General features: G+C 72.9%; 18 protein-coding genes. 6 read left to right on the forward strand and 12 right to left on the reverse strand.

The annotated features are described in order from the left end of the window. The 9 genes from DLJ49_RS16540 to DLJ49_RS16580 form a co-directional block, all read right to left on the reverse strand. Nucleotides 1–1017: an imelysin family protein gene (locus DLJ49_RS16540; protein ID WP_115394660.1), complete on the reverse strand. Its 1017-nt coding sequence runs from the start codon at nucleotides 1015–1017 to the stop codon at nucleotides 1–3. Continuing rightward, entirely contained in the window at nucleotides 1014–2534 is a 1521-nt protein-coding gene (locus DLJ49_RS16545) for a di-heme oxidoreductase family protein (RefSeq protein ID WP_115394661.1), read from the reverse strand. Before DLJ49_RS16545 ends, DLJ49_RS16540 begins: the two co-directional genes overlap by 4 nt. Nucleotides 2535–2590: 56 nt before the next feature. Then, nucleotides 2591–3853, reverse strand: a complete 1263-nt coding sequence (locus tag DLJ49_RS16550; protein ID WP_115394662.1) for an imelysin family protein — start codon at nucleotides 3851–3853, stop codon at nucleotides 2591–2593. A 221-nt stretch (nucleotides 3854–4074) separates the two neighbouring features. Next, nucleotides 4075–5163 carry an energy transducer TonB family protein gene (locus DLJ49_RS16555; protein ID WP_115394663.1) on the reverse strand — a complete coding sequence of 363 codons (1089 nt, stop codon included), beginning with the start codon at nucleotides 5161–5163 and terminating at the stop codon, nucleotides 4075–4077. Continuing rightward, complete coding sequence (locus tag DLJ49_RS16560) at nucleotides 5160–5546, reverse strand: ExbD/TolR family protein (RefSeq protein WP_115394664.1); 387 nt, start codon at nucleotides 5544–5546, stop codon at nucleotides 5160–5162. Before DLJ49_RS16560 ends, DLJ49_RS16555 begins: the two co-directional genes overlap by 4 nt. Further along, nucleotides 5543–5920, reverse strand: a complete 378-nt coding sequence (locus DLJ49_RS16565) for a biopolymer transporter ExbD (RefSeq protein WP_369932633.1) — start codon at nucleotides 5918–5920, stop codon at nucleotides 5543–5545. Before DLJ49_RS16565 ends, DLJ49_RS16560 begins: the two co-directional genes overlap by 4 nt. After that, nucleotides 5910–6545: a MotA/TolQ/ExbB proton channel family protein gene (locus tag DLJ49_RS16570; RefSeq protein WP_115394665.1), complete on the reverse strand. Its 636-nt coding sequence runs from the start codon at nucleotides 6543–6545 to the stop codon at nucleotides 5910–5912. The genes DLJ49_RS16565 and DLJ49_RS16570 overlap by 11 nt, the downstream gene beginning before the upstream one ends. Then, nucleotides 6542–6970, reverse strand: coding sequence for a hypothetical protein (locus tag DLJ49_RS16575; RefSeq protein ID WP_115394666.1), 429 nt, complete (start codon nucleotides 6968–6970; stop codon nucleotides 6542–6544). Before DLJ49_RS16575 ends, DLJ49_RS16570 begins: the two co-directional genes overlap by 4 nt. A gap of 8 nt (nucleotides 6971–6978) precedes the next feature. Then, the gene (locus tag DLJ49_RS16580) at nucleotides 6979–9012 is read right to left on the reverse strand and encodes a TonB-dependent receptor domain-containing protein (protein WP_115394667.1); all 2034 of its coding nucleotides are present in this window, start codon (nucleotides 9010–9012) and stop codon (nucleotides 6979–6981) included. A 220-nt stretch (nucleotides 9013–9232) separates the two neighbouring features. On the opposite strand from DLJ49_RS16580, the gene DLJ49_RS16585 reads away from it, so the two are divergent. From DLJ49_RS16585 to DLJ49_RS16605, 5 genes are all read left to right on the forward strand, one after another. After that, a complete protein-coding gene (locus tag DLJ49_RS16585; protein WP_115394668.1) occupies nucleotides 9233–10300 on the forward strand; it encodes a hemin-degrading factor in 1068 nt (355 codons plus the stop codon). A gap of 132 nt (nucleotides 10301–10432) precedes the next feature. Beyond that, the gene (locus DLJ49_RS16590) at nucleotides 10433–11293 is read left to right on the forward strand and encodes a heme/hemin ABC transporter substrate-binding protein (RefSeq protein WP_115394669.1); all 861 of its coding nucleotides are present in this window, start codon (nucleotides 10433–10435) and stop codon (nucleotides 11291–11293) included. Further along, a complete protein-coding gene (locus DLJ49_RS16595; protein WP_115394670.1) occupies nucleotides 11283–12350 on the forward strand; it encodes a FecCD family ABC transporter permease in 1068 nt (355 codons plus the stop codon). The genes DLJ49_RS16590 and DLJ49_RS16595 overlap by 11 nt, the downstream gene beginning before the upstream one ends. Then, nucleotides 12347–13129: a heme ABC transporter ATP-binding protein gene (locus tag DLJ49_RS16600; protein WP_115394671.1), complete on the forward strand. Its 783-nt coding sequence runs from the start codon at nucleotides 12347–12349 to the stop codon at nucleotides 13127–13129. Before DLJ49_RS16595 ends, DLJ49_RS16600 begins: the two co-directional genes overlap by 4 nt. A 218-nt stretch (nucleotides 13130–13347) precedes the next feature. Beyond that, nucleotides 13348–13845: a pseudoazurin gene (locus DLJ49_RS16605; RefSeq protein WP_115394672.1), complete on the forward strand. Its 498-nt coding sequence runs from the start codon at nucleotides 13348–13350 to the stop codon at nucleotides 13843–13845. A 225-nt stretch (nucleotides 13846–14070) separates the two neighbouring features. Here the strand turns inward: DLJ49_RS16605 and DLJ49_RS16610 are convergent, their stop codons facing one another. Further along, nucleotides 14071–14583 carry a hypothetical protein gene (locus DLJ49_RS16610; protein WP_199533400.1) on the reverse strand — a complete coding sequence of 171 codons (513 nt, stop codon included), beginning with the start codon at nucleotides 14581–14583 and terminating at the stop codon, nucleotides 14071–14073. 378 nt (nucleotides 14584–14961) lie between these two features. Between DLJ49_RS16610 and DLJ49_RS16615 the strand changes: the two genes are divergently transcribed. After that, nucleotides 14962–16122: a cytochrome-c peroxidase gene (locus tag DLJ49_RS16615; RefSeq protein WP_233489155.1), complete on the forward strand. Its 1161-nt coding sequence runs from the start codon at nucleotides 14962–14964 to the stop codon at nucleotides 16120–16122. A gap of 72 nt (nucleotides 16123–16194) precedes the next feature. On the opposite strand, the gene DLJ49_RS16620 is transcribed toward DLJ49_RS16615, so the two are convergent. Both DLJ49_RS16620 and DLJ49_RS21850 read right to left on the reverse strand, forming a co-directional pair. Continuing rightward, a complete protein-coding gene (locus tag DLJ49_RS16620; RefSeq protein ID WP_115394673.1) occupies nucleotides 16195–16392 on the reverse strand; it encodes a type 1 glutamine amidotransferase family protein in 198 nt (65 codons plus the stop codon). 27 nt (nucleotides 16393–16419) lie between these two features. Next, on the reverse strand, nucleotides 16420–16575 hold the full coding sequence (locus DLJ49_RS21850) for a hypothetical protein (RefSeq protein ID WP_158547493.1): 156 nt from the start codon (nucleotides 16573–16575) through the stop codon (nucleotides 16420–16422). Nucleotides 16576–16582: the final 7 nt, after the last annotated feature.

Here is a 16582-nt window from a genome sequence, read left to right on the forward strand (position 1 = left end):
TCAGTCTCCGTCGAGGGCGTTGAAGCCCGCAGCGACGCCGAGGGCGGGGGCGACGTCCTGCGCGAGCGTGCCGCGCAGCTCGTCGATGCGGCTCCGGATCGCCTCGACGCGCAGGCGGCTTTGCGGATCGGCGACGCCCTGCAGCGCAGGATCGTCTGCGCGCGCGACGAGCGTCTCGATCCGGTCGAGCTGGGCGCGGACGTCCCCTTCCACCTCCGGGCCCGCCGGCTCAGCCAGTATCAGGGCCAGATCGCCGATGGCCTCGACCGAGAACGCGACGTTGCGCAGGCTGCGCTCCGACAGCCGCGCCTCGGCGCGTTCGGGCCGGGGCCGGTCGGGGGTGCCGAGGGGGCGGCCGAGCCGGGCGTCGGCGTTGAACTCCAGCCCCGTCGCCGCGGCGCCGAACAGCGTGCGCAGGGCGTCGGCCTCGGTCGGGTAGAGGGCGTTGTCCTCGGCCCCAGCCGTCCGCAGCGCTTCTGCGTGGCCGCCGGTCCAGCCGTCGCGGATCGCCTGCACCGTGGTCGCCATGTCGGCGGTCATGGTGCGGACCAACGCACAGCGGTACTCGGCGGTGCCGATGGTCTCCGCCCGCGGGTCGAAGAGCATCGTCTCCAGCGCGTGGAAGCCGCGGGCGGCGGCGGAGACCTCGGCATAGGCGGCCGGGTCGCGCCCGACCGGGTCCGCCGCGCCGATCAGCCGGGCGAGCGCGCGCGGGCCGGCGCCGCGCGGGTCGGGCCAGAAGCCCATGGCGAAGAGGCGGTTGCCTTCCAGCGCGGGGCCGAACTGCAGATGCGCGACGCCGAGCCACGCGTCGAAGGCGTCGTGCCAGGCCGCGCGCAGCGCCTCGCTCTCCGGCGCGCACTCGGCCTGCGCGGCCGCGGCGAGCTCCCGCGCTTCCGCGGCGGCGCGCGCGTAGCCCGGCAGGATGTGCCCGGTCACGGCCCGGTCGATCACCGACTCCTGCGCGGGCGCGGCGAGCGGCAGGGCGATCAGGGCGGCGGCGATCAGGTGTCTCACAGGCTCTCCAGGAAGCGGATCAGGGCGGCACGGTCCTCTTCCGGCATCTCCACCACGCGGTCGCGGGCGGCCTGCGCCTCGCCGCCGTGCCAGAGGATCGCCTCGAGGAGCGAGCGCGCCCGCCCGTCGTGCAGGAAATAGGTGTGGCCCGAGACCTGCTCGGTCAGCCCGATGCCCCAGAGCGGCGGCGTGCGCCATTCGCGCCCGTTCGCGCGGGCCTCGGGGCGGTTGTCGGCCAGCCCCTCGCCCATGTCGTGGAGCAGCAGGTCCGTGTAGGGCCAGATCAGCTGGAAGGAATGCTCGTCCCGCCCCTCCAGCCGCGCGGTGACATGCTTGGGCGTGTGGCAGGAGGCGCAGCCGGTCTCGTGGAAGATCCGCTTGCCGTGCAGCACCTGGGGGTCGCCCACGTCGCGGCGGGCGGGCACGGCGAGGTTGGCGCTGTAGAACTCCACGAGGCGCAGCGCTTCGGCGTCGATCTCGTGCCCCCGCGCGTCGCCGTCGCCATGGGGCGCGTCGCGGCAGACGGCCTGGTTCACCGTGCAGTCGCCGTGGGCGGCCGGAAAGACGGGGGTGGAGATACCTATGTCGCCGGCGAAGGCGCTGGCCGACTGGTCGAGGATCGTGGCGTTGCCGGCCTTCAGCCCGAACCGGCCGAGCATGGGGCGGTCGTGGACCGTCGACCATACGATCTGCGCCCGGCCCGAGATGCCGTCGCCGTCGGCGTCGTCGGGGTCGGCGCGGGCGAGGATCTCGTCGGCCGGGATCGCCTCCAGCAGCCCCAGCCCGATCATCTGCGGCGCGACGCGGGGCGAGACCATCGCCTCGGGGTGGAAGTCTCCGTAGCCGGGATCGGCGGCACGGTAGGTCGGCTTGCGCAGCGAGACGATCGTGCCGTCCGCAAGTTCCACGGGGATCTCCTCGTAGGTGATCTCCATCCGCGCCTCGGCTTCGTGGCCGGGCAGCGCCTTGTCCTGGATCTGGCCGCCATAGGTGGGCTCGGGGAGGGTGGCGAGGTAGCCCTCGATGCCGGCGATGGCGTCCTCGGGCCCGCCGGGGATCGAGACACGCAGGAACATCGAGGTGGTGTCGTCGTCCGGGCCCTCGGGCGGGTGGCCGCGCCCGTCCTTGATGTGGCAGCGCTGGCAGGAGCGGGCGTTGAAGAGCGGCCCGAGCCCGTCGGAGGCCTTGGTGGAGGCCGGCGACGAGACCCAGAGCTTCTTGAACAGGCCGTTGCCGAGGAAGAAATCGAACTCGCCCTCCGGGCCGAGATTGGCCGAGGGCAGCGAGAAGGCGTTTGCATTGTCCGTCGCCCGCACCGTCGCCGCGCCGCCGGACATCGTCTCGAAGCGCTCCGGTGCCGAGAAATCTTCCGGCGGGGCGGTGACGGCGGCGATGCGGGCGCGCTCCGCGTCGGTGCGGGGGACGACCTGGAGATGCACGTCGTCGAGGACTTGCGCGCCGGCGGCGGCGGGGAGGGCCGTGCAGAGGACGGCGAGAGAGGTGCGCAGGACGATCATGGCGACCCCGTGAGGAAGCGCCCGGCCCGGGCGCGGGCCGGGCCGGGCCGGTGGCGTCACTGGAACACGGCTTCGGGGTCGTCGAGGCTGTCGGAGCCCTCGATGGTGATTCCGTCGACGCCGAGCTCGGCGGTGATGCGCTCGATCGTGCGGGTCTGGTCGATCAGCGCCACCACCCCGCCCATGATCAGCCGCTCGCCGGCCTCGTTGCCGCGGGCGAGCATCTGGTCGTAGTGAAAGCCCGCCTCGGCGGCCGTCTTGATCCGGCCGAGCGCGGCCATGCTCGCGTCGAGCCGGTCCTTCATCTCCTCGTTGAGATCGGCGTTCGCCGCCGCCACCAGATCGGAGAGCGAGGGCCCGGAGACGAGCCGGCCGTCGATGCCGACATACTCCCCGATATAGACGTTCCTGATGCCGAGACCGTCGTAGTAATGGCTGTTGTGCGTGTTGTCGGAGAAGCAGTCATGCTCCTCCTCGGGATCGTTCAGCATCAGCCCCAGCCGCATCCGCTCGCCGGCCTGCTCGCCGTAGGAGAGGCTGCCCATCCCGGTCAGGATCGCCGAGAGCCCGGCCGCCGCGTCTTCCATGACGGCCGCACGGGCCGCGCCGCCCTCCTGCCACTGGGCGGCCATCCATTCGAGATCGGAGACCAGGAGGTCGGTCGCGGCCTTGAGGTACTCCGCCCGGCGGTCGCAATTGCCGTTCGTGCAGTCGGCCCCCGCGGCGTAGTCCGTCCAGGGCCGCTCACCGGCGCCGGGGCCGGTGCCGTTCAGGTCCTGCCCCCAGAGCAGGAACTCGACCGCGTGGTAGCCGGTGGCGACGTTGGCCTCGATGCCGTCGGCCTCGTGCAGCGTCTCCTCCAGCAGGGCGGGCGTGATCTCGCTCGCGTCCACCTCCTCGCCCGACAGCGTGAAGGTCTCGTTGGCGACGACGTTGAGCGAGCCGGCCGGGTTCTCGTCCGATCCGCCGAAGCCGGCGACGTAATCGATCATCCCCTCGTCGAGCGGCCAGGCGTTCACCTTGCCCTCCCAGTCGTCGACGATCGGGTTGCCGAAGCGGTAGACCTCGGTCTGCTGGTAGGGCACGCGCGCGGCGATCCAGGCATCCTTGGCCCGCTGCAGGGCCTGCGGCGAGGGCTCGGCGATCAGCGCGTCGACGGCGGCTTGAAGGTCACGCGCGGAAGCGAGGCTGTCGGCGTAGGCCGCCTCGGCGATGTCGGCATAGGTGTCGAGCACCGCGGCCCGGTCCGGCGCGCTCCCCTGCGCGAGGGCGGGAGCCGCGAGCGCGATGGCGGCGGTGGCCAGAAGCGTGGATTTCATGGGATCCTCGTGAGCTTTGCGCCGGACCGGGTGCGCCGCCGGGCCGGCCGTGTCCGTCAGGGCGCGGCGTGCACCCCCGGGCTCGCCCCACGGGGCTGGCTGGGAACGCAAAAAGGGTGACAAAATCGCTCGGACATGACAAGCGCACCCGCATGGCAGCGTCACCACGACGCGGGCGCGCTGACCTTGCGGGCAATCCGTCCCGCCGCCGAACCCGCCCGTCAGCGGCCACGGATCTCGACGGTGAACGTACGGGCAGCGCCCGGGGGAGGCGGCGGAAACGGCGCCGCGCGGCGGATCACCGAGAGGGCGGCGCGGTCGAGGGCGGCCGAGCCCGAGCTGCGGGACAGGCTCGCCCCGGCCAGCGCGCCAGACCCGGCGATGCGGAAGGTGACGCGCGCCGCGCCGCGCGCCGCCACATCGGGGCGGCGCGCGCGCGAGACGTGACGCATGACGAGACCGGGATAGGACGAAGCGGCCGCGTTGCCCGAGGCGGCGTCGGTCGCAGGCCGGTTGGCGGCGCGCGCCGCCTCGGCGTCGCGGCGCCCGGAATCCTGGCCCGCGCGGGCGGAGCGGTCGGCGTTGCCTTCGGGCGCGGCGCTGCTGCGCGGCGTCTGCTCGACGCGCCGGGGCGTATCGGCCGGAGGGGGCGGGCGCGACACTGGCCGCGATGGCGGGCGCAGAGAGGCCTCCGGCGCAAGGTCCGACGCGGCGACCACGCGGCTGCCGACGGAAACCGGTGGTGCTGCGGCAACCTCTTCGACCGTCGCGACCCGGGGCGGAACGGGGGCCGGTCCATCGGCCTGCGGCACGGGAGACGGCGCCATCGATGAGGCGGCGGCGCCTCGCGCGACGTCTGACGTCCTGGCAGCGCGCGCGGGCACCGGCGGCGGGGGCGCGGCGGCCTCCTGCAGCGAAGCGATGCCCGGCGCGACGGACTGGGCCACCGGGCGCGGCGGCGGCTCCGTTGTGGCCGGGCGCTCGGCTGGGGCTGCGGCGGCGGGTCTTTCCGCCGGTTCGGGCTGCGCCGCTGGAGCGGCACGCGGCGCCCGGACCGGATCGGACGCAACCGGCGCGGGCGTGGTGGCTGGCGTCGCTTGAGCGGCCCGGGCCGTCTCGCTCGGCGCCGCGGCAGGGATCGTGCCCGCCGCGAGGTCGGCGAAGCTGGTGCCGAGCGCGGCCACCGAGGCGGGGGCGCCGCCCTCCTGCCGAACGGTCGGCGCGTCGCGCAGGAGCCCGAGCGAGGCGAGGTGCAGGCCGGCCGAGGCGGCGAGCGCCGCGGCGAGGACCGTGGGCGGCAGGCGCGTCATCGCAGCCCCCGTTCGGTCACGATGAGCACGCGCGTCGCGCCTTCCCGCCGCAATGCAGCGGCGATCTCGACGAGGCGCGCGGCTTGGGCAGCCCGGTCGGGGACAAGGCGCGCCTCAGGGCGACCGCTCTTCGCGAACCAGGCAATCGGATCCGCCACCTCGGCGCCGCGATGGCGCAACGTGCCGTCCGACATCAGCACGAGTGCGTCGGGCGGCGCGGCGCGGCCGAGCCCGGCGGCCTCGACGAGGCGGACGTCGCGCGAGAGCGGCGGGGCGATGCTGCCCGCGACCATGAAGAAGACGAGCATCAGGAAGACCACGTTGATCAGCGCGATCGTGGGCTCGCGCGTCCGCTTGGTGGTCCTGCCCCGCGCGAGGCTCATCGGCCGAGCACCGTCACCGAGAGCGTCCGCGCCGCCTCGAGGGCCACCAGCACGTCGGTCAGCCGCTGCGCGCTCACCCCGGGGCCGAGGCTCACGAGGAGGGCGCCGTCATCGCCGGATTGCGCGTCCGCCTCGGCCGCGAGCGCCGCGAGTGCGACCGGGGTGCCGTTGAGAGACAGCTCCGCCTCGCCGACGTGCAGGAAGAGCGGCGGCGCGTCCGGGGCGGCGGCGCCCGGGCCGGAGGCGCCGAGCTGCAGTTCCGCGAAGGGGGTGAAGGTGGAGGAGAGCATGAAGAACAGCAGCAGAAGGAAGATGACGTCGATCAGCGGCGTCAGCGAGAGCCGCCGCCGGCGGTATCCGGCCCTAACCGGCACGGGCGAGCGCCCCTGCGGGCTGTGCGGGCGCCGTGAGCCGGGCGATGGCCTCGTCGGCCAGCACCCGCTCGGCCTGCATCCGCCCCTCGAACCACGACAGCGCGAGCGACGTGGGCATCGCCACGGCAAGGCCGACGGCCGTGGTGAGCAGCGCCACCCAGATGCCGCCCGCCAGCGCCGACGGGTCGACCTGCGCGCCGGCCTCCTGCAGCGCCTGGAACGCCTCGATCATGCCGAGCACCGTGCCGAAGAGCCCCAGCAGGGGCGCGAGCTGGGCGACCGAGTCGAGCAGGCGGAAGCCGCGCTCGAGCTGGGCGAAGCGCGCCTCGGCCTCGGCCTCGAGCCGCCGTGCCGGGGCGCCCTCCACCCCGAGGCGCAGGACGGCGGCGAGGTAGCTCGGCGACCCCGCGAGGGAACCCAGCGCCGCCCGCGCCTCGCCCCCGTCCCACTGACCGAGCGCCTGCCTCAGCGCCCGGTGCTGCCCGACGCCCGCGGCGCGGAACTGCCAGATCTTGGCGAGCACTAGCGCGAGCGTGACCACGGACACGGCGATCAGCAGGGCCACCACCGGCCCGCCGAGCGCCCAGACCTCCCTCAGCGGCGCGAGGATGGCCTCCCCGCTCATCCCGCCACCTCGACGCCCGTCCGGCTCGACAGGCGCAGCGCCTCGATGCAGGCGCCGGGCGCCAGCCCCGTGCCTGCGCACTCCGTCGCGCCGTTCACCAGCACCTGCCCCAGCGCATCGCAGGACATCCCGTCCACGTCGAACTGGCGCACGCGGGGGCGGCCCGCGGGCAGCGCGCCGAAGTCGAACAGTGTCAGCCGGTCGACCGTGCCTTGGGTAGTGAACAGCACCGCCTCGAGCACCAGCGCGTCGAGATCGGCGCCGAGCGCGTTCTCGGCAAGGAAGGTCAGCCGGCAGGCGCCCTCGGCCTCGGTGACCGTGTTCAGCTCGAGCCCGAGGGCGGGCGCGGGCGCTTCGGCGAGGGCGGGCGTGGCGAGGGGCGGCGTGGCGAGACCGGCAACAAGGATGGCGCAGAGCTGTCGCATGGGAGGCCTCAGAACGTCTTGGAGAGGGTGAGCTTGACGTTCCGCCCCGGCGCAGGGCGGGTGGCGAGGTAGGGGGTGTACTCGCGGTCGCCCGCGTTCTCGATGCCGAGGCGCAGCTCGGCGCCTTCGAGCCAGCCCCCCTGCGGAGCCCAGGTGGCACGAAGGTTGTGAACCGCGTAGCCGGGCGTGCGCGCGCCCTCGAAGGTTTCGCCACGGGCTGCCGCCACCTCCCAGCTGAGGTCGAGCTCGTCGCCGAAGCGCTTGCCCAGGGTCAGGCGCGCGGTGTCGGCCGGTGCGTTGCGCCACTCGCCCGTCGAGCCGTCGGACAGCGTCTCCTCGCCGCTGACGAGATTGGCATTGAGATCGAGATAGAGGCCCGACGCCATGGCGTAGGAGGCTTCGAGCTCCAGCCCCTGCAGGTCGACCTCGGTGACGTCGGGCGTGCCGAGGCCCTGATAGGAGGTGACGTCCCACAGGAACGTGTCGTAGGCGGTCGCCTTGAGCGCGAGCGCGTCGCCCTTGCCGAACACGTCGAGCGCATCGTAGGCGACGCCGGCCTCCCACGTGCGCGCCTTCTCGGGCTGCTCCATCAGTTCGGGGGTTTCGAGATCGTCGAGGATCGGCAGGTTCTCGGTATAGGCGCCGCTGGCGAACACCGAGACCCCGCTGTCGAAGGCGTAGCGCGCCGACACCCCGCCCACGAGCGCGTCGTTGTCGTAGGTGACCCGCGAGCCGTCGTTCAGCTCGGCCTCGATCGAGGAGGTTTCGTAGCGCAGCGCGGGCGTGATCGTCAGGTTCGGCCCGACGCTCATCTCGTTGACGGCGAAGACGGCGACGCGGTCGTCGGTGCCGCCCGGCGCGCTCGCCGCATCGAGCCGCTCGCGCCGGATCAGCTCGACGCCCGCGCGCAGTTCGTGGCTGACCGCGCCGGTGGTGAAGAAGGCGGTGTTCTTCGCCGTCAGCTTTGTCGTCTCGAACTGCAGGTCGGCATTGACGGTCGGAAAGCCGCCCGGCGGGAAAGGAAAGCCGCAGGGGAAGGGCGGCCCGCCCGCGCAGGTGGACGAGCCGGGCACGTATTCCTGCTCGATCTCCTGGTTGGCGTAGGAGAGCGTCACGTCGAGGTCGATCAGGTCGTTGCCGGCCGGGTTGTAGCCGTAGGAAAGCGTGGCGGTCTGGGAGACGATGTCCCGGTCGACGTTGCCGAACACGTCGCCGGTGACGACAAAGGTGTCATAGGGCACATCCCGCTCGGCGCTCGTGGTCTCGCTGTAGGAAAACGACAGCGTGTGCGCGTCGTCGTCGCCGAAGGTCAGCCGGCCCTTGGCCAGCCACGAGGGCAGCGCGTAGGCCGAGTTGCCGATCTCGTTTCCGGCGCCGTCCTCCTGCGTGTCCTGCTCGCGCCAGGAGTAGTTCAGCAGGAACTCGGCCCGCTCGGTCGGCTGCCACGCGAGGATGGAGGACGACGCGAAGCCACCCCCGTTCGACCAGACGTCGAGCGTCTGGTCGAAGGCGAGGCCGGGCGCGCCGCCGGTGAAGTCGGCCGCGTCCTTCGTTTCCAGCCGAACCACGCCGCCGACGATGCCGGTGCCGTATTCGAACGAGCCCACCGTGCCGCGGATCACCTCCACTTCGCGGTAGAGCGACGGATCGGTGAAGAGCTGCGTGCCGACGCGGTAGATCTCCTCGGCGCCCACCGTCGCTCCGTCGACGAGGATCTTCACCTTCTGGTCGGTGCCGAAGGTGCCGTTGGCACCGAAGCCGCGGATGTTGATGCCCGAGCCCGAGGGGGTGGAGCCGTTCACCAGCGCCACACCGGGCACAGAATCGATCAGCTCGGCGATGGTGCCCGCCTGCCGGTCGTCGATCTCGCGTTGGTCGATGACCGTCAGCGGCGTGGCGGTCTGGGTCTGCACCTCGCGCTTGCTCTCGCCGAGCGTGATGGTGCCGATGAAGTCGCCCTCCTGCGCGTGGGCGGCGGGAGCGGCGATGAACGCAAGGGCGGTGGAGGCGCGCAGGAGCGCGCCGCGTCGGACAGACGGCATGAGGTCCCCTTCACATGGCTGGTGCGCATCCAGGCTGGCGAAAGGGCTCGCGCTTGCGCAGGTCTTGTCTGATTTCGTCGAAAGTTCGCGCTTTCGGGTTGAGACGGGTAAGAAGCCAGACTAAAACTGTCAACAACAAATCGGGGGTTCGCCCCGATGCCAGGCGCGTGACCCGCAGCCCAGCCCACCCCGACAGCACCGACAGGGAAGGAGCGCGCCAATGGCCGAGACGGCAGAGCTGACCCCCGACGACATCCGCGCCCGGAGAGCCGAGGCGCCGAAACTCCGCGACCGCGACCTTGCCGAAAACCTCGGGATTTCCGAGGCCGAGCTCGTCGCCGCGCATGTCGGGGTGGACGGCCCCCGCCGGGCGTTGCGGGTGGAGGCGCATCCCGACCGGCTGATGCCGGCGGCCGAGGCGATGGGCGAGGTGATGGCGCTGACGCGCAACCCCTCGGCGGTGCATGAGAAGATCGGGCGCTACGGCAACTACCACCCCGGACAGCACGCCGCGATGGTGCTGACCGAGGCCGTCGATTTGCGCATCTTCCCGTCCCACTGGCGTCATGCCTTCCTCGTCGAGGTGGAGGGAGACGGCGGCACGCGGCGCTCGCTGCAGGTGTTCGACGCGGCCGGCGACGCGGTGCACAAGGTGATCCTGCGCGAGGGGTTCGACACCGCCGCGTGGGACCGGGCGAAGGCCGAGCTCGCTCTGGACGACCGGTCGCAGGCTGCGCGGGTCGCGCCGCGCGAGGCGCCGGAGGCCGCGAAGTCCCGCCCCGACCGGGCGGAGGAACTCCGAGCGGAGTGGCGGAAGATGACCGACACCCACCAGTTCCTGCGCATGGTCTCCAAGCTGAAGATGAACCGCCTCGGCGCCTACCGCATCGCCGGCGCCCCCTTCGTGCGGCGGCTCGCGCCGGGCGCGGTGGACGCGGCGCTGCACGCGGTGCGGGACGACGGGGTCGAGATCATGCTCTTCGTCGGCAATCGCGGCTGCATCCAGATCCATTCGGGGGGCATCGGCACGCTGACGCCCATGGGCCCGTGGCAGAACGTGATGGACCCCGATTTCAACCTGCACCTGCGGCGCGACCATCTCGCCGAGGTCTGGGCCGTGGAGAAGCCCACCCAGCGGGGCCCGGCCGTCTCGGTCGAGGCGTTCGACGGGGAGGGCCGGCTGATCCTGCAATGCTTCGCCATTCCGAAGGAGGGGCGCGACAGCCGCCCCGCCTGGGCCCGGATCGTGGAGCGGCTGGAGAACGCGGAGGATGCGCCCGCTCCGTAAGGCCCTGCGCCGGGCCGCCCTGATCGGCCTCGCCGCGGGCCTCGCCGGCGGCCTCGCCGCCACCCTTTGCCTGCCCGCCCTCGCCTCGGCCTGCGCACGGCCCGAGGGCGCCCCATTGGAGATGCCTCAGAGATGACCCTGCCGTTCCGCCTGCCCCTGCTGCTCGCCGCCGCCCTCGCCCTCGCCCCGCCCGCCGCCGCGGCGGAGGCGGAGCGGGCGAGCCGCATCCTGTCGGTCGGCGGCGCCGTCACCGAGATCGTCTACGCCCTCGGCGAGGAGGATCGCCTCGTGGCGCGCGACGCCACCTCCACCTGGCCGCCCGCGGCCGAGGCGCTGCCCGACGTGGGCTACATGCGCGCGCTCTCGGCCGAGGGCGTCCTCTCGGTCGCGCCCGAGCTGATCGTGGCCGAGGAGGGCGCCGGCCCGCCCGAGACGGTGGAGCTGCTGCAGGCCGCCGCCATCCCCATCGTGACGGTGCCCGACGCGACCGACGCGACCGGCGTGCTCGCCCGCATCCGCGCCGTGGGCGAGGCGATCGGCGTGCCGGACAAGGCCGAGGGGTTGGCCGAGGAGGTCGGCGCCGAACTCGACGCGGCCCTGGCGGCGGCCGAAGCGGCGCCGGGGGCGCCGAAGCGGGTGCTGTTCGTGCTCTCCACCCAGGGCGGGCGCATCATGGCCTCGGGCACGGGCACCGCGGCGGACGGCATCATCGGGATGGCCGGCGGGGTGAACGCGGTCTCGGCCTTCGAGGGCTACAAGCAGATGACAGACGAGGCCGTCGCCGCCGCCGCGCCCGACGTGATCCTGATGATGGACCGGGGGAGCGATCACGCCTCGTCTGACGCCGAGCTCTTCGCCATGCCCGCCATCGCCACGACGCCCGCCGCCGAGGCCCGCGCCGTCGTGCGCATGGACGGGTTGACGCTTCTCGGCTTCGGCCCCCGCACGGCCGAGGCCGTCAGGGCGCTCTCGGAGGCGCTGCATGGCGGCTGATGCGACCCTCGCCGCGCCCCTGGCCGACCGCCGCCCGCGCGCCCGCCGGGCGACGGTGGGGCTGGCCGTCTTCCTCGCCGTCGTCTCGGTGGCGAGCCTCGCCATCGGCGCCTCGGGCACCTCGCTCCGGGGCGCGCTCGCCACGCTCGCCACGGGGGGCGAGCTGAGCCAGATGGAGCGCGTCGTGCTGTGGGACATCCGCATGCCGCGCCTCGCCCTCGGTATCCTCGTGGGCGCCGCGCTCGCGGTCTCGGGGGCGGTCATGCAGGGCCTCTTCCGCAACCCGCTGGCCGATCCCGGCCTTGTCGGCGTCAGCGCTGGGGCGGGCCTCGGGGCGATCACGGCCATCGTGCTCGGCGGCCTCCTGCCCGCCGCGGTGATCGCGAGCGTCGGCACCTGGGCGGTGCCGGTGGCGGCCTTCCTCGGCGGCTGGGCGTCGGTCCTCGTGCTCTACCGCGTCTCCACCCGGCGCGGGCGCACCTCCGTCGCCACGATGCTGCTGGCCGGCATCGCGCTCGGGGCGCTGGCGGGGGCGGTCTCGGGCATCCTCGTCTATATGGCCGACGACCGGCAGCTGCGCGACCTGACGTTCTGGGGCCTCGGCTCGCTCGCCGGGGCGAGCTGGGCCAAGGTGGCGGTGGCCGGGCCGATGATCCTGCTGGCCGTGGGCGCGTCGCTCCTGCTCGGGCGCGGGCTCAACGGGCTCGCCATGGGCGAGGCGACGGCGCATCACCTCGGCATCGACGTGCAGCGGCTGAAGAACGGCGCGATCCTCACCGTCGCCGCCGCGACCGGCGCGGCCGTCGCCGTCTCGGGGGGGATCGGCTTCGTCGGCATCGTCGTGCCGCATATGTTGCGCCTCGCCACCGGCCCCGACCACACGCACCTGCTGCTCAACTCTGCGCTGCTGGGCGCCGCGCTCCTGCTGCTGGCCGACGTCATCGCGCGGGTGATCATCGCGCCGGCCGAGCTGCCCATCGGCATCGTCACCGCCGTCCTCGGTGCGCCGGTCTTCCTGTGGATCCTCTTGCGCCGGCGCGGGATGGTGGACCTGTGATCGCCGCGATCGGCATCCGCGTGCGGCTGGGGCGCAAGGCGGTGCTGCACGGCGTCGACTTCGCCGCCCGCCCCGGCGAGGTGACGGCGATCGTCGGCCCCAACGGCTCGGGCAAGACGACGCTGATGCGCGCGCTCACGGGCGAGGTGGACTACGCCGGCCGGGTAGAGATCGGCGGGCGGGACATCCGCGCCGCCAAGGGCTGGGAGCTCGCCGCACGCCGCGCCGTGCTGCCCCAGGCGACCACGCTCGCCTTCCCCTTCACTGTGGTCGAGGTGGTGCGGATGGGGCTGATGACGGGCGCGCATGGCGACGACGCGGCGCTGCCCTCGCGCGCTCTGGCCGAGGTCGGCCTCGCGGGCTACGAGGGCCGTTTCTTCCAGGAGCTGTCGGGCGGCGAGCAGCAACGCGCCCATCTCGCGCGCGTGCTGGTGCAGGTCTGGCAGCCGGTGGACGACGGCGGGCCCCGATGGCTCCTGCTCGACGAGCCGGTCTCCAGCCTCGACATCGCCCACCAGCTCGAGGTGATGGAGATCGTTGCGTCCTACGCCCGCCGGGGCGGCGGCGTGGTCGCGGTGATGCACGATCTGAACCTCACGGCCCTGCACGCCGACCGGATCGCGGTCATGCAGCAGGGCTGCCTGCGCGCCTTCGGCCCGCCCGCCGAGGTGATGACCGACGCGATCCTCTCGGAGGTCTACGGCTGCCGCCTGCGCGTCTCGGCCGCGCCGGCCGGCCCCGCGCCCTTCGTCCTGCCCCATTGCGCCGCGCCCGGATGAGGGCATGCTCAGGGCCGTTCCGGCACGAAGGCCAAAGGGGACCGTAACGCCCATCCTGCGCGGGTTCCGATGATGCGTCATTCTGACAGTATCCGAGTCTTTATATAGACTTTAGCCGCCCGAGCGGCATTGTTCAGCGCCGCCAGCCAGCGCTCTCCTGTCGGGAGACGGGCCAGCCCGTTCGAGAAATCTCGCGAAGTTCCAACAGGAGAAGACCGATGACCGTGCGATTGTCCCGCCGCAGAACCCTCGTCCTGGCCGGTGCGGCTGCCCTCACACCTTTCGCAGCGCCGCGCCTCTCGCGGGCCGCGACCGCGCACGAAGTGCAGATGCTGAACGTCCATCCCGACAACCCGCGGCAACGCATGGTCTTCCTGCCGCGCGTCCTGGCGGTGGAACCGGGCGACACCGTGACCTTCCTTGCGACGGATCGCGGCCACAACAGCGCTTCCCTCGACGGCATGATCCCCGCGGGCGCCGAAGCGTGGGACGGTCGCATCAACGAGGAAGTGTCGGTGACCCTCGAGGTGCCGGGGTTCTACGGCTACCAGTGCACGCCGCATTACTCGACCGGAATGGTCGGACTGATCGTCGTGCGTGGCGACGGCATGATGGACAACCTCGACGCAGCGCAGGAGGTCCGCCAGCGCGGACGGGCTGCCGCCGCCTTCGACGAGATCTGGGCCGAAGCGGCCGAGATGGGCCTCACGGGCTGATAGCCCTGGCGCGCAGGGCGGCTCGCGCCGCTCTGCGACCGGCCTGCCGCCCACCTCATGGAAAGGGATCGTGCTTGTCGCTCCACCGGTCGAGATCGGCGAGGTCGGGCCAGACCCGGCGCCGGAGGGCCGCGAGCCAGTGGCCCGGCCCGCGGCGTCCCCCGGCATGCCCGCGCCGGCCGATCCTCGGCAGCCGACCCCGCCAGCGCGCCGGCGCGGACATCCCTACCGGGGCCCGGCCGTCACGGCCGGACCCCGTGTCTGGTCCCGGGGCGCCGGCCCGGCCGGACGGGTCAGGGCACGGTCGGCAAGGCACTGCACGGCGCGCAGGAAGCCCGCCGCGTCGTTGCCCTCGCAGAGGATCGCCGCGTGCGCGCGTGCGGCCTCCTCTCGCCCCTGCGCGGCGGCGCGCAGGGCGCTCATCATCGCCCGCTCCTGCGGCGTGACATGGGCCGCGCAGGCCGGACAGTCCGGCGCATTGAAGCGGAAGGTCGACTGCCGGGTGCGCCGCATCGTCTGGACCATGGCGAGCGTCGCGACGGCGATTTCGGGGCCGCGGTCGTGGCCGAAAAGGTGCAGAGCGCAAGAGATCGCCGAGAGCCACCCCTGCCGCTCGGGCTGGGCGAAGCTGGAGAAGTAGTGGCGCGCGATGGTCAGCACGTGCCGTTGCTCGGCGGTGTAGCCCAGATCGGCGACCGATGTGCCGCGGTCGGTGCCGCAGGGATGGGCCCCGCTCATGGCCGCGTCCCGACGCGGGGCGCTGCCCCGGGCGGCCGCCGCGCGGCGCGTGGCTCCGGGGGCACGATGGCATCGGGTCTGCGGATCGGGCGGGGATGTCCCATGGCGCTCCTCCGGTCGTGTCCGAAGCGGCGGCGCGCCCGGCCGTCTTGCCCGCGCGCAGGCCGCTTCGAACCTCTGGAATTCTTTGGTTCGGGCCGGGCGGGACGAGGGTCCGGGCTGGGGCACGGCCTAACCTGACAGAATAAGTCGGATAAGCAACCGCTCTCGTCCGGCCTGCGACGGAATGCGCAAGGCGGGCGCGTGCGAGCCGGCTTGATCCATGTCATGGCCCGCGCCGGCAAGCCTGAGTGAAATCATCGGAAAAGGAGGCCCCCCATGTCCCGGATGCCCCTCACGCTCGCTGTCGCCGCGCTCGCCACCGCCGCGGCCGCGCTCTGGCCCCCGCAGGGCGCGGGCCACGAGGCGGAAATCCCCGCCACCGAAGAGGCGCTCGGCGAGCGCCTGTTCTTCGACGTGAACCTCTCGGCCAACCGCACCCAGTCCTGCGCCACCTGCCACGACCCGGCCACGGGCTTCGCCGACCCGCGCGGCATGGCCTCGCCCGGCGACGACGGCGTCTCGCTCGGCGACCGCAACGCCCCGACGGCCACCTATCCCGCGCTCACGCCGCGCTTCCACCGGGGCGCGGACGGCGAATGGGTGGGCGGTCAGTTCCTCGACGGGCGCGCGGCCACGCTGGAGAAGCAGGCCGGCGGCCCGCCGCTCAACCCCGTCGAGATGGGCATGGCCGACGAAGCCGCCGTCGTCGCCCGCCTGCGCGAGGACCCTGTCTATGTCGAGGCGTTCCCCGCGCTCTACGGCGACGGCGTGCTCGACGACGAGGGCGCCGCCTACGACGCCATGACCCGCGCCATTGCCGCCTTCGAGCGCACCGATCTCTTCGCGCCGTTCTCCTCGAAATACGACCGCTGGCTGCGCGGCGAGGCGGAGCTGACCGACGAGGAGGAGCTCGGCCGCCTGCTGTTCTTCTCGCCACAATTCACCAATTGCGCCGAGTGCCACCAGATCGGCACCCGTCAGATGGACCCGGCCGAGACCTTCACCGACTACAGCTACCACAACATCGGCACGCCGGAGAATCGCCGCCTGCGCGAGATGAACGGCGTCCCCCTCGGCACGGTGGACGAGGGGCTGGCCGGGAACCCGGCCGTCGACGACCCCGCCCAGCGGCACAAGTTCCGCACGCCGACCCTGCGCAACGTCGCGGTCACGGGCCCCTACATGCACAACGGCGTGTTCGAGGACCTGCGCACCGTCGTGCTGTTCTACAACACCTACAACACCCGCTCCGAGGCGCGGAAGATCAACCCCGAGACCGGGGCGCCCTTCGGCCCGCCGATGGTGCCGCAGACGATCTCGCTGGAGGAGCTGGAACAGGGCCCCGCCCTCGACGACCAGCGCATCGACGCGCTGGTGGCCTTCCTCGAGACGCTCACCGACGCCCGCTACGAGCCGCTGCTCGATGCTGCCGACTGAGCGCTTCCCCACCTCGGCTCGCCGCACGGTCCGGGATCCCGTCCCGGTAACGTGACTGCAGGCTTACCGAGGTCACCGCCCCAGTGCCTGCACGACAAGGTCCGCCGCCGCGGCGCCGGAGAACTGCTGCTGGTCCGAACCGAGGTTCGAGTCGCGGACCGCGAAGGACGTGAAGGCGCCGTGGGTGACGAACTTGGTGTCGTCGAGCTTGCGCGCCTCGTCCTCGATCCGGAAGGGCTGGATCTTGCGGCCGACATGCGCATCGGCCACGCGCTCTTCCTCGTTCTTGAAGCCGGTTCAGGTCTTGCCGACGACGAGCAGCTCCCCGGTCGACAGCCGGGTCTTCAGCAGGATCGCGGTGCCGTGGCAGACGGCGGCGACCGACGGGCGGCCGCTGGTGGTCCATCCGGGTTTGCCTCGAACCGTGACAACCGGCTTCGAGGCCCGGGGCAATTTATTC

It is taken from the genome of Rhodovulum sp. 12E13, from assembly GCF_003340565.1.
Classification (GTDB): Bacteria; Pseudomonadota; Alphaproteobacteria; order Rhodobacterales; family Rhodobacteraceae; genus HLUCCA09.